Origin of the sequence: Methylobacterium oryzihabitans (assembly GCF_004004555.2) — a bacterium.
GTDB lineage: Bacteria > Pseudomonadota > Alphaproteobacteria > Rhizobiales > Beijerinckiaceae > Methylobacterium > Methylobacterium oryzihabitans.
Genome location: NZ_SACP01000033.1, coordinates 52,496 through 65,484 on the forward strand (window position 1 = coordinate 52,496; position 12,989 = coordinate 65,484).

Sequence of the window (12,989 nt, forward strand, 5' to 3'; positions counted from 1 at the left end):
GGCTCGGGGTTCGGGGAGACGACATGACCGGCATCTGGCAGCTCGACGCGACCGCCCTCCTCGCCCGCTACCGCGACCGCAGCCTGTCGCCGCGCGAGGTGATGGCCGACGTGCTCGCCCGGGTCGAGCGGCACGAGCCGGCGGTCAACGCCTTCGTGCGGCTCGCGCCCGAGGCGGCCCTGGCGGCGGCCGCCGCCTCCGAGGCGCGCTGGGCCGCGGGCAACCCCGCCGGCCCCCTCGACGGGGTGCCGGTGACGGTCAAGGACAACGTCGCCTGGGCCGGGCACCCGTCGCGGCGGGGCTCGCGCACCTCGTCCGAGGCGCCGGTGGCCGAGAGCGCCCCGGTGGTCGACCGCCTCGTCGAGGCCGGCGCGATCCCGTTCGGCCTCACCACGATGCCGGAATTCGGCTGGAAGGGGCTCGGCGACTCGCCGCTCACCGGCATCACCCGCAACCCGCACGACACCTCGACCACCACCGGCGGATCGTCGGCCGGGGCCGCGGCGGCGGCGGCGCTCAATCTCGGGCCGCTGCATATCGGCGGCGACGGCGCCGGCTCGATCCGGATTCCGGCGGCGTTCTGCGGCATCTACGGGCTCAAGCCGAGCTACGGCCGCGTCCCGGCCTTCCCGCCCTCGCCCTTCGCGCCGGTCTCGCATCTCGGTCCGATGACCGGCACGGTGCGCGACGCCGCCCTGATGCTCGGCGTGATGGCGCAGCCCGATCCGCGCGACATGCTGGCCGAGCGCGACGCGCCGCCGGAGTACCGCGCCGGCCTGGAGGACGGAGTGCGGGGCCTGCGCATCGCCTGGAGCCCGCGGCTCGGCTATGCCGAGGGCGTCGATCCCGAGGTGGCGGCGCTGACCGAGGCGGCGGCACGGGCCTTCGCGGAACTCGGCGCCACCGTCGAGGAGGCCGATCCGGGCTTCGCCGACCCGATCGACACCCTCAACGGCATCTGGCACGTCGGTGCGTGGTGCGTGATGCGGGCGGTGCCCGAGGCGCGGCGCGGGGACCTGGAGCCGGGCTTCCGGGCGGTGGCCGAATCCGGCAGCCGGATCGCGGCGGCCGACTTCGTCGCGGCGCTCGGCGCCCGCGGCGCCCTCTACACCGCGATGGCCCGCTTCCACGAGCGCTACGACCTGCTGCTCACCCCGGCGCTGGCGACGCCGGCCTTCGCCGCCGGGCACCTGACGCCGCCGGACGGCCGCTTCGGCGACGACTGGCTCAACTGGACCCCGTTCACCTACCCGTTCAACCTCACCGGCCAGCCGGGCGCGACGGTGCCGTGCGGGCTGACCCGGGCCGGGCTGCCGGTCGGGTTGCAGATCGTCGGCCCGAAGGGCGCCGACGCGCGGGTGCTCGCCGCCTCGCGCGCCTTCGAGGCGGCGCGGCCGTGGTCGCTGCGCGAGGCGCCGCAGGTGACGCACGCCGGGTAGCCGGGGCCTCCGGGCCGGAACGGCGGCGTCGACCGCACGTTGCCGGCCGACAGGAGACACCCCCGAGATGAAGCTCGACGGAACGATCGCCGTGGTGACCGGCGCCGATTCCGGCATCGGCCAGGCGACGGCGGTGCTGTTCGCGCAGGCCGGCGCCGACCTCTGCATCACCTACCACACCGACGAGGCCGGCGCGGCCGAGACGCGCCGGCAGGTCGAGGCGGCCGGGCGCCGGGCCCTGGTGGCGCAGCTCGACGTGCGCGACCCGGCGGCGGTGGACGCGCTGTTCGCCCGGGTCGCGGCCGAACTCGGCACGCCGGACGTGCTGGTCAACAACGCCGGCAAGGGCATGGGCGCGCAGACCCCGGTCGCCGACCTGCCCGACGACCAGCTCGCGCTGATCCTCGACACCAACCTGAAGGGGCCGCTGCACTGCGCCCGGGCCTTCGTGCGCCTGCGCAAGGCGGCGGGCGGGCGCGGGCGCATCGTCACCATCTCGTCGGTGGCCCAGCACCTGCCGACCCCGAACTCGGCCCCCTACGGCATGTCGAAGGCCGGGATCGGCTCGTTCACCCGCAGCCTCGCGGTCGAGCTGGCGGAGGACAGGATCAACGTCAACAACATCGCCCCCGGGCTGATCGCGACGCCGATGACCCAGGAGCGGCTCGACGACCCGCAGAAGCGCGAGGCGTCGTTCAAGGAGATCCCGTGGCACCGGGCCGGCGAGCCGATCGAGATCGCCCGCCTCGCCCTGTTCCTCGCCTCCGAGTACGGCGATTACGTCACCGGCCAGACCTGGACCATGGATGGCGGCCTGACGATGAACTGGGGCGGGGCGTAGGCCGTCGCTCACGACGCTTCCGGGCCGGGATCCTCCGCCATCGCCGCGACCCACAGGGCGGCGCGGGCGAAGGCCGCCACCGCGCCGTCGCCCCGGGCCGCCAGCGCCTCCGACAGCCGCGCGGCGGTGGCGGCGTGGCCGGAGGCCGTGAGGTCGGCGACGAGGCGCGGGGCGCCCGCGCCGGAGGCCGCCGCGAAGGCGCGCCGCCCGGCATGGAGCGCCCCGGCGAGCAGGGAAGCGGCCTCGTCCACGAGCGAGGATCCCGCCGCCGGGGCCGGCGCGACCGCGGTCGCGGGCGCGTCGGGCGCTTCGAGATCCGGCACGACGAGGCGGTCGGTGCCGACCGACCACGGATCGCAGACCAGGGCGCCGCCCTCGATCCCCATCGGGCCGGCGACCTGCCGCACCGCTCCCCACCGGCCGGCGAAGGCGGCGGCGAGCGCGTCGAGCGCCCCCGGCGCCGCGCGGTCGTGGGCGCGGGCGAGGTGGAGCGTGCCGCCCTCCCCCGGCAGGGCCACCGCCGCCTGCCAGAGCTGGGCGCCGGGCGACCACGCCTGACCCAGCACCTCGCCGACCGGAACGACGTGGAAGGCGTCGAGCCGGTCGCGCGGGCGCAGGAAGCCCGGCGACCGCGCCGCCAGCCGGTCGCGGATCGCCGCGAGATCGGGGGCGGCGAGCGGCGCCGGCAGCCGCAGGATCGCGTCCCGCGGCAGCAGGGCGGTGCGCCCGCGGGCGCCCTGGCCCAGCGCCAGCAGCCCGTCGGCGCGCCGGCGGGCGACGCTGGTGAGGATCTGGCCCCGCCCGGTGCCGGCGAGCGGCAGGCCGGGCGCCAGCAGGCGGCCGGGCAGGCCGGCGACGAAGCCGGCCTCGTCCTCCGCCGGGGCGAAGTCGCGTTCCAGCGCCAGGGTCGCGCCGGTATCGGTGTCGGCGAGCGCCACCCGTGCCACGGCACCCCGCCCGCGGGCGACGAGGCGGGCGCCGAGGGAGACCAGCCGGGTCTTGCCCATCGCGGTCTCGTAGGGCTGGCCGAGGCCGAGCGCGGCGGCGTCGCCGACCCGGGTGCGGGCGATCAGCTCGGTGGCCAGCGCCAGCACCACGGCCTCGTCGTAGGCGGCGCTGCGCCCGGCATAGGCCGCGAGCTGCCCGGCGAGGTCGGCCTGCGCCAGCAGGACCTGGGTGGCGCCGCGGGCGGCCGCCGCGCGCCCGAGCCGGTCGAGGGCGTCGCCATGCGCCTCCGGTCCGGCCGCGACCCCGGCCTCGATCAGGCCGGCGACCAGCCGCTCGACCGCCCCGGCGAGGTCGTCGGCCGGGGCGGCCTCGTGGGCGCCGCCGAGCCGGATCTCCGCGGCGCCGGACGCGGCGCGGAAGGCGCGGATCGCCACCGCGACGTGGGCGCAGCCGCCGCCGGCGGCGCAGTCGCAGCGCGCGTAGCCGGTCTCGCCGGGCACGAGGAAGCGCACGCTCGCGGTCGGCAGCCGCGCCGCCGGGACCGGCCCGTACTCCAGCCCGACCGTGACGCCCGCCGCGAGCAGGCGCTTCAGTTCGGCGGCCCCGGACGGCCCGAGCCCGGCCTCGAACGCGGCGGACTCGAGCCCGCCGGGATCCCAGGGCGCGGCGCTTCCCGGCGTCGGGTCCGCGTCCGCCGGGACCGCCTCGGCCCGGTAGGCGATCACCAGCGCGACGCGGTGGCGGCACATCCCGCCCGCCGGGCAGGTGCAGGCCGCCTCGCCGGGCGGCCGGCCGGGGGGCAGGCGGGTGACCGTTCCATCGGAAAAACGCGCCGCGACGGTGCCGTCCGCCTCCTCGGCGAGCACCGGCCCCTGCCCGGCCGCGACCTCGCGCAGGGCGCGCTTGACGAGGCCGGCATTGGCGAGCTGGGTCAGGCCGTCGTCGGTGAGGGCGAGCAGGTCGGCGCGGGGCATTCTCAACTCCGGATCACCTGCGCGAGCCAGCCGGCGAGTTCTCCGGGCGTCATCGCGGCGATCTCGGCGCCGGCCTCGACCAGCCGTTGCGCCATCGCCCGGTCGTAGTCGGGCCGGGCCTGCGAATCGAGGGCGGCGAGGCCCAGGACCTTCGTGCGCTGGCCGGTCAGCGCCCGCACCCGGGCGACCAGCACCGCCTCGCTCGCGCCCTCGTAGAAGTCCGAGACCACCACCACCACCGCCCGCTCCGGTGCGGTGATCAGCCCCGACGCGTAGGCGACCGCCCGGCCGATGTCGGTGCCGCCGCCGAGCTGGACCTTCATCAGCATCTCGCAGGCGTCGTCGCAGTCGCGGGTGAGGTCGACGACGGACGTGTCGAAGGCGACCAGATGCGTCTCGACCCCCGGCAGCCGCCACAGGCAGGCCGCCATCACCGAGGCGTGGATCACCGAATCGAGCATCGATCCGCTCTGGTCGACGAGCAGGATCACCTGCCAGGGCCGCATCCGGCGCTGGTTGCGGGCGAAGAAGTGCAGCCGCTCGACGGTGATGCGCCGCCGCTCGGGGTCGTAGTGGCGCAGGTTGTCGCGGATGGTGCGGTGGAGGTCGAGGTCGCGGGCGCCGGGCAGCCGGGTGTGGCGGCGCCGGTCGAGCACCCCGGAAAACGCCACCGCGAGGTCGCGGGCGAGGCTCTCCATCAGGCGGCGCACCACCTCCTGCACCAGCCGGCGCGCCATCACCAGCACGTCCGGCGTCATCAGGTGCTTGGTGCGCAGCACCGCCTTCAGCAGGGTCTCGTTCGGCTCGACCCGGGCGAGCACGTCCGGGTTCGTCACCACGTCGTCGATGGCGTAGACCTCGATCGCGTCGCGTTCCAGCCGCTCGATCGTCTCGCGCGGGAACAGCGTGTGGACCTCGTTGATCCAGCCCGGCACCGTCAGCGCCGAGCCCTCGCGGCCGCCGTGGCGGTCCACACCCTGCCGGCGCACCCCGCGCTCCTCGCCCCCGGCGTCGCGGCCGTAGAGCCAGTCGAGAGCCCGGTCCATCGCCGCGGCGCGGCCGTCGAGCCGGCAGCCGGCCCCGGCGCAGGCCGAGTCCGCCGCCTCGCCGAGGATGAGGCGCCAGCGCGTCGCCGGGTCGAGGCTCATCGCAGCCGCGTCCCGGCGAGCAGGCTCGGGCCGCGCAGCAACTCGCTCGCCGTCACCGGATCGAGGTCGCCGAAGGTGCGCCGGCCCGGCTCGCGGCTCCACGGCCGGTCCAGGGTCAGTTCGCCGAGGGTCTGCTCGCTGTCCTCGAAGTCGGGGGCGCCGGTGAACAGGCAATCCTCGAAGCGCAGGAAGGCGGTGCCGGCCGCCCCGTCGGGATACGCGAAGGCGTGGTCGACCCAATGGATGTCGCCGTGGTCCTGCTTCTCGCCGAGCGGCCAGCCGAGGGACGCCAGGCCGCGCAGGCGCTTCGATTCGACGACGACGCCCTCGAACCGCGTCGTGGTCGCGGCCGCCCGCTCGGCCTCGGTGAAGGCGTGGGTCTCGCGGGCGAGCTGCGGGAACGGCTGGGCGATCTCGTAATCGCCGAACAGCGCGCCCCAGGCGGCGAGCGCTTGCGCCTCGAGATGCAGCGGGTGGACGAGGCCGATCAGCCCGGCAGCCTCCTCGGAGAGGTCGATCGCGACCAGCTCGTCGCCGGAATCGGTGAAGCCGAGATCCTCCGCGACCCGGAAGGCCAGGGTCGGAGCGGTGCGCGGGTCGGCGTCGGCGAAGACGCCCCAGACGAGGCGCTGGGTCAGGTGGCGCACCAGCGGGTGGGCGGCGAAGAACGGACCGAACACGGCGGGCCGCACCCGCCGCGAGGTCGCGAGCATCGCCTCCAGCCGTGCCACCTGGAGGCTCGCCACCGCGCGGGCGTCCTTCTTCAGCGCGCCCCAGCGGGCGGTGGCGGCGGCGGCCTTGTCGGCATCGTCGGCCCTGGTCGGCTTGGGCAGGTCCTTGAGCCGCTGGCCGGCGGCGTCCTTGACCCAGGGCTTCAACGCCTCGTCGAAGCCGGCGCGGAAGCGCCGCGTGCCGAAATCGAGGTCGAGGCCGCCGCGTTCGTCGAGGTCGAGGTCGGGGGCGAGCCGGTCCGAGAGTTCCTCCGGCGACAGGCCGCGGGCCTCGGCGAGCTGCGCGATCTTCTGGCGCGCCTTCTCCTGCAGGCCCTTGAACTTCAGCTTCTCGGCGATGCCGTTGAGGTTCATCAGCGCCACGTCCGAGCCGATGTCGACCAGCACGTCGAGGCCGGTGACGGCGCGGGCGTGCGCCGCCTCGCCGGGCCAGCGCCGGATCAGGCGGGTGAGGTCGCGCGCCGTGCCGTCGTCGCCGAACCAGCCGAGCGCCCGCAGGGCCCAGCCGTCCTTCGACGGCGTGCCGGCGGCGGTCCAGGCGGAGAACAGGTCCCAGGCGAAGCCCGCGAGGCTATCGCGGGTGCAGGCCGCGCGCACCATCGGCACGCCGGCATAGACCGCGTCGGGATTGGTGAAGGACAGCATCTCGCACAAAGCCAGCACCGCCTCGTCCGGCAGGGCGGTGCCCTCGGTCAGGCGCGGCCGGGTGAGCGCCCCGGGCACGATCCAGGCCGGCGGCTTGCCGACCTTCGCCGGCACCCGGGCGAGCGGGTCGCGGTCGAGCCCCTGCGCCACCGCCTCCGCGGCGCGCGGCTCGCGGTCCGCGTACAGGGCCGTGACGGCGTCGATCTCGGCGCGACCGTCCGGGCGGTCGGCGGCAAAGAACCGCAGGGCGTGCTCGGCGGCGTCGCGCGCCGGGCCGGGCCTGCCGACCGCGTCCGCGACGAGCCGGGTGATCGCCGTGCGGCGGTGGCGGCGCAGCCACGCCAGCGCCGGCTCGCGGGCCTTCTTGAGCTGGGCCAGCGCGCGGGCGGCCAAAGGCGCCAGCGCGGCGGCGTCGACGGTGAGGACGGAGGGCAGCAGCCGGACCGGGTCGGTCTCGACCAGGGCGACGAGGCCCGGCACCGCCTTCTCGCCGAAGCGGTCGAGCATCGTGGCGACGATCGCCGGCCATTCCGAGACGTGGCCGTGGCCGGCCACCACGCCGGTGAGCGACCACAGCGCCAGGGCCAGCGCCTCCGGCTGCTTCTCCAGGCCGCCGACGAGGCCGTGATAGGGCGAGGGCACCCAGTAGCGGCAGGCGCGGTCGATCTGCGCGATGCGCGCGCCGAGCCAGGCCAGCAGCGCGTCGGGGTCGCCACGCGGCGGCGCGGTGTCGGGCGCCGGGATCTTGACCCAGCCCTGGTCGGGCCGGTGCGCCTCGGCCTCGTCGACGAAGGCCGGCAGGTCGGTCATGGCGTCGAGGATGCGGGCGCGCTGGCCCCGCCAGTAGCCGCTCGGAGCGTCGGGCTTCTCGAACCCGAACGGCGTCGGCAGCGGCGCGAGGTCGAGCACGAGGTCGTCGGCGCGCCGCGCCTTGGCGCGCCAGGGCGGGTCGCGCAGGACCCGGGGCCACTCCTCCCGCGGGGCGAGCGGCACGGCGCGGGCCTCGGCGAGCCGGTCGAGGAAGCCGGCGCTGCGGCCGCCGGCCTCGCCGAGCCAGCCGCGCACCGTGTCGAGGCCGTGGACGTCGAGAGCCCGCACCACCCGGGCGCGCAGGGCCGGCTCGGCCCGGCCGCCGGCGAGCGCGGCGAGGCAGCGCGGCACGATCGCTGCCGGGTCGGCCTCCAAAGCCGCGTCGAGGGCGGCGGCGACCGGCTTCTCGTGCAGGTGCGGCAGCAGGAGGGAGAGTGCCCCGGCCTCGCCGGTTGACAGGATCGCCCGCGCCACCGGCCGGCGCTGGTCGTCCAGGGCGTAGTGCAGCAGCCAGTCGAGGGCCGGCAGGGCCGGCTGCCCGGCGGCGGCCGCCACCGCGATCAGCGTCGCGGCCGCCTCCGCCACGTCGAGGGCGCAGTAGACGAAGTACAGGTGATAGCCCCGCTTGGTGCGCCAGTGCGCCGCCGCCTCGGGCGGGGCGTCGGCGATCAGCGGCAGGAAGGTCGTGTCCGCCGCCACGTCGATCCCGGCGGCCTGCGCCGCCTCCAGCACGGCGAGCGGCTGCAGCGGGTGCCGCGCCGGCCGGTCGTCGGCGAGGACGAACGCGAAGGCGGCGGCGCTCGGCCAATCGTGGGAGTCGGCGATCCGCTCGTTGAGGAACGCCACCGCGGCGTCGTAGTCGGCCTCCGGCGCCTGGACGAGGGCGGCCCGCAGGGCGAGGCAGACCGGATCGGCCCAGGCGAGGTCGCGGTAATGCCCCTGCGGCTTGGCCGCGGGCCGCATCCGGTCGGCGAGATGCGCCGCCGCCAGGGTTCCGCCGCGCCCGATGAGGGCGCACAAGGCCGCTTCCAGGACACGGCGCGTGTCGTCGCTGCGGCCGGCGTCGCGGCGGCCGTTCCTCTGCTCCCCGGCCGCGGCCTCGACGACGGAGGCGATCCATCCGGCGAGGTCGTCGGGCGGCACCGGCCCGGCGAGGCGGGCGGGCTCCGCTTCCCCGAGCAGACCGGCAAGCGGCCCATGGACCACCTCCCACGCCGCCTCGGGAGCGAGCGTCGGGCCGGGCCGCAGGCGGGTCGGCAGCGGCGTGCCGTCGAACACCGCCCGCGAGGGGGCCGGGGCCGCGGCGTCGGCGGGCGCGGGCGCCGGTGCGGGTTCGGGCGAGACGGGCAGCGGTTCGGGGTCGGGCTCGGGTGCGGGCTGGGGGGCGGCCCTCGCCGCGGCGGGAGCGGCGGCGGTCCCGTCCCCGGCCCGGGTGTAGCCCTTGGCGGTCTTCTCGCGGACGAGCTTGTCCTTCTCCTTCACGGCCGCGGCCGCATCGGGAAAGGTCTTGTCCTTGCTCTGGCCCTGGGTGCCGATGCGCCCGAAGCGCACCGTCAGCGTCGTACCGGCGATGCCGGCCTCCCAGAACTTGGCGGACGTGCCCTCGACCAGCTCGTAGCGCTCCATGCCGTCTCCTCGTGTCTGTGTGGATGGGTTCTATGCAGTGTTATTACGGACTATTTTTCGAGGCGTCCGTCGTTTGGCAGTGCAAGACCTTGCAAACTCAACGCGAACCCTCCCCCCTCTGCGGGGGAGGGTGGCGAACGAAGTGAGCGCAGCGGGACGAGGTCCCGCCGAGAGGGGAACGGGACGGTGCCGGGCGTGGCGCCCGCCATGACGGTCGCGACCTTTCCGGAAGCGGCATCCCCTCTCCCGCCCCACTCCGTGGGGCACCCTCCCCCGCAGAGGGGGGAGGGCGAAGACCGCGCCGGCCCCGTCACTCCGCCCACCGTCACTCCGCCCCCGCCGCCGCGAGCAGGCTCGGCGTGCGCAGCACCTCGCTCGCGGTCACCGGGTCGAGGTCGCGGAAGCGGTGCCGCTCCGCCACGCCCCAGCCGGCATCGGTGAGCCGCAGCTCCCGCAGGGTCTGGATCCCGTCGCCCTCGGACCCGGGGCTGTGCCAGAAGCCGTCCTCGAAGCTCAGCACGCAGACGAGGCCGGTGCCGTCCGGCAGCGTCACCGGGCGGCGCACGTCGTGGACGTGCTCGCTCGCCGCGTCGGTGGTCCAGCCCTGGCCGCGCAGGCCGCGCAGGCGGCGTCCGGCGACCCGTACCCCGTCGAAGCGGTCGGTCTCGGCCCGGGCGGATTCGGCCGCGGTGAAGGCGTAGGTTTCGCGGCCGAGCTGGAGGAACGGCTGGGCGATCTCGTAGTCGCCGAACAGCGTTCCCCAGGCCGCGAGCGCGTCCGGCTCCAGATGCAGCGGGTGGACGAGGCCGACCACGCCCTCGGCGGCGGCCAGGTCGAGGTCGAGGCCGGCATCCCCGGCATCGGTGAGCGAGAGATCCTCCGCCAGCCGGAAGACGAGGCCGGGCCGGGTCGTCGGCGCCGCGTCGGCGTAGAGCCCCCAGACGAGGCGGCCGGCGAGGTGGCGCACCAGCGGATGCGCGGCGAAGAACGGCCAGAACACGGCGGGAGCGACGCGGCGCTGGCTCGCCAGCATGGTCTCGAGCCGGGTGACCTGGAGCCGGGACGCCGCCTCGGCGTCCTTCCTCAACCCGGCCCAGAGCCGGCCCGCCGCCCTGGCGGCCTCGGGATCGTCGCCCCTGGTCGCCCGCGGCAGGGCCGCGAGGCGCCGGCCCTCGGCGTCGCGCACGAACGGCCGCAGGGTCTCGTCGAAGCCGACGCGGAAGCGCCGCTCGCCGAAGGACAGGTCGAGCCCGCCCCGGGTGTCGAGGCCGAGATCGGGCGAGAGACGGTCGGCGAGGTCGACCTCGTCGAGGCCCCGCGCCGCGGCCGCCTCGGCGATGGCGGCGCCCGCCGCCTCGCGCAGTTGCAGCGTCGGGTTCTTCTCGGCGATGGCGCTGAGGTTCATCAGCGCGAGATCGCTGCCGATCCCGGCCAGCACCGCGATGCCGGCCTTGGCCCGGGGCTTGAGGCCGGCCTGCCCCCAGGCGCGGATCTGGCGGGTCAGGGCGCGGGTGCAGGTCTCGCCGCCGAGGAGCGCGAGCGCCCGCATCGTCCACTCGCCGGCCGCGTTGGCGCCGGCGGCGAGCCACCCCTCGAACAGGGCCGCCGCGAAGGCATCGACGCTGTCGGTGGTGCAGGCCGCCCGCACCGGGGCGATGCCGGCATAGGGGACGAGCGGGTCCGAGAAGGCGAGCATCTCGCAGACCACCGTCACCGCCTCGTCCGGCAGGGCGCCGCCCTCGCGCAGGACCGGGCGCGGCAGGGCGGCGGGCACGATCCAGGCCGGCAGCTTCGGCGGCTTGGCCGGCACCTGCTCCAGCGGGTCGCCGTCGACGCCGCTCGCGGCGGCCTCCCTCACGGGCGGATCCTGCTCCGCGTAGGCCGCGAGCGCCGCGTCGAAGGCCGCCCGCCCCGCCGGCTCGGCGGCGAGGAAGCGCAGGGCCGCGTCGGCGGCGTCGCGCTCGGGGCCGGCGGGCCCGAGGGCGTCGGGCACGAGCCGCAGCGCGGCGGCGACCGGATGGGCGCGCAGCCACGCCGCGGCGGCCGGTCGCGCCTTCTTGATGCGCAGGAAGGCCCGCGCCGCGACCGGGGCGAGCCCGGCCGCGTCCACCGTCGCCACGTGGGGCAGGTGGTCGGCGGGGTCGGCGGCGACCACCGCCGCGAGTCCCGGCACCGCCCTCTCGCCGAAGCGCACCAGCATCTGCGGGATGACCTTGCGCCAGTAGATGTGGCGCGCGCGCAGGAAATCGGTCCGCGACCACAGCAGCAGCGCCAGCGGCTCCGGCTGCCAGCCCACGGCCGAGAACCACGGCCCGTAGTGGAAGTAGAACTGCACGAACACCGTGCCGTCGGGGTCCAGCCGGCGGCCGAGCCAGGCGAGGGCCGCATCCGGCGGCGTGCCGGGTTCCGGAACCGGCTCGTCCGGCGCGGGCAGGGCCTGATCGTGATGCACCGCGGCCTCGGTCTCGCGGATCGCCGCCACGAGGTCGTCCATGCCCGCGACCACGTGGCCGGAGCGGTAGGTGTAGCAGTCGGGATCGAGCACCGCGTCCGCCGCGAAGCCGTGGGCGACCGGCGTCGGGATCGGCGTCAGGGCGAGCGCGATCCGCTCGCGCGCGGTCGCCTTGCGCCGCCAGGGCGGGTCGCGCAGGAGCGCCGGCCACGCCTCGGGCGGCGCCTGCGGCCGGTCGCCCTCGGCGAGCAGCCGGTCGAGCCGCCCGGCGAGCTTCGGCCCGCCCTCCGCGGCGAAGGCGCGCGCCGCCTCGGCACCGTGGCGCCCGGCCAGGGCGGCGATCCGCGGGCCGTAGGCGGCCTCCCCCCGCCCCTCCAGGGCCGCGAGGTAGCCCTGCAGCATCCAGTTCGGGAAAGCGGCATCGCCGGCATCGAGGGCGTCGCGCACGAGCTTGGTGCCGACGAACGGCAGCAGCGCGGCGAGCGCGTCGTCGGCGCGGGTGTCGAGCAGGATCCTGGCGACCGTGGTGCGGTCGGCTCCGACCGCGTCGCGCAGCAGCCACACGAGCGTCGCGGTCGCCGGCTCGCCGGCCGCCCGCGCCACGTCGACCGCGGTCGCGGCGGCCTCGGCGACGGGGACGTCGCAGGTGGCGAGGCCGGCCTTGTGGTGCGCCGCCTCCCGCCACGGCGCCGCCTGCGAGGGCGGCAGGTCGAGGATCAGCGGCACGGCGGCATGGCTGTGGGGATAGTAGGGGGGCGGCCCACCGTAGCGGTCGAGCACCGCGGCGGGGCGCAGGGCGTGGTCGGCGCCCGGCCGGTCGTCGGCGAGGACGTGGGCGAGCCAGAGCGCGAGGTCCTGCCCCGGATCGGCTGCATGAAGGCGCAGGCCGGCGGCGAGCGCGGCGTCGTACTCGGCCTCCGGCGCCGCCACGAGGGCGGCGCGCACGCCGGTGGTGGTCGGGACGTCCCAGATCGACGGCGGCATCGTGTCGTAGGTGCCCATCGGGCGCGGGCGCAGGCGGTCGAACAGCGCGACCAGCACCGCCGCGCCGGAGCGGCCGGCGAGCCAGCGGGCGAAATGCGCGAAGGCGGCCCGCGCCGCCGGGCCGTGGCGGTCGGGGGAATCGCCCCAGCGGCGCTGATCCATCGCCGGGCAGGCCGCCTGCAGCGTCTCCAGCCACTCACGGGCCGCGGCGGCGTCGGGGGCGGGCGGCTCGCGGTCGAGCCGGGCCACGAGGGTGTCGGCTTGGCGGCGGGCCGCCTCGGGGGCCGCGGCGAGGAGCGGGCGGACCAGCCGAGCGAAGGCGGTCCAGTCGGCCGCCGGATCGAGCGGCGGGCCCGGCCGGGTCCGGGTCGGCAGCGGCGCGGCGGCGACG

The 12,989-nt window shown here is 76.8% G+C and carries 6 protein-coding genes; 2 read left to right on the forward strand and 4 right to left on the reverse strand.

Translation table 11 applies throughout. The annotated features are described in order from the left end of the window. Positions 1–23: 23 nt before the first annotated feature. Together EOE48_RS24095 and EOE48_RS24100 are read left to right on the forward strand one after the other, a co-directional pair. Complete coding sequence (locus EOE48_RS24095; RefSeq protein WP_127733432.1) at positions 24–1,439, forward strand: amidase; 1,416 nt, start codon at positions 24–26, stop codon at positions 1,437–1,439. Between the two features lie 67 nt (positions 1,440–1,506). After that, the gene (locus tag EOE48_RS24100) at positions 1,507–2,280 is read left to right on the forward strand and encodes an SDR family NAD(P)-dependent oxidoreductase (protein WP_127733433.1); all 774 of its coding nucleotides are present in this window, start codon (positions 1,507–1,509) and stop codon (positions 2,278–2,280) included. 8 nt (positions 2,281–2,288) lie between these two features. On the opposite strand, the gene EOE48_RS24105 is transcribed toward EOE48_RS24100, so the two are convergent. From EOE48_RS24105 to EOE48_RS24120, 4 genes are all read right to left on the reverse strand, one after another. Next, on the reverse strand, positions 2,289–4,202 hold the full coding sequence (locus EOE48_RS24105) for an SWIM zinc finger family protein (RefSeq protein WP_127733434.1): 1,914 nt from the start codon (positions 4,200–4,202) through the stop codon (positions 2,289–2,291). A gap of 2 nt (positions 4,203–4,204) precedes the next feature. After that, the gene (locus tag EOE48_RS24110) at positions 4,205–5,350 is read right to left on the reverse strand and encodes a VWA domain-containing protein (RefSeq protein ID WP_127733435.1); all 1,146 of its coding nucleotides are present in this window, start codon (positions 5,348–5,350) and stop codon (positions 4,205–4,207) included. Continuing rightward, positions 5,347–9,162, reverse strand: a complete 3,816-nt coding sequence (locus EOE48_RS30315) for a DUF4132 domain-containing protein (protein WP_127733436.1) — start codon at positions 9,160–9,162, stop codon at positions 5,347–5,349. Before EOE48_RS30315 ends, EOE48_RS24110 begins: the two co-directional genes overlap by 4 nt. 325 nt (positions 9,163–9,487) lie before the next feature. After that, positions 9,488–12,989: DUF4132 domain-containing protein (locus tag EOE48_RS24120; protein WP_148239800.1), on the reverse strand; the 3,502-nt coding region annotated here is incomplete at its 5' end.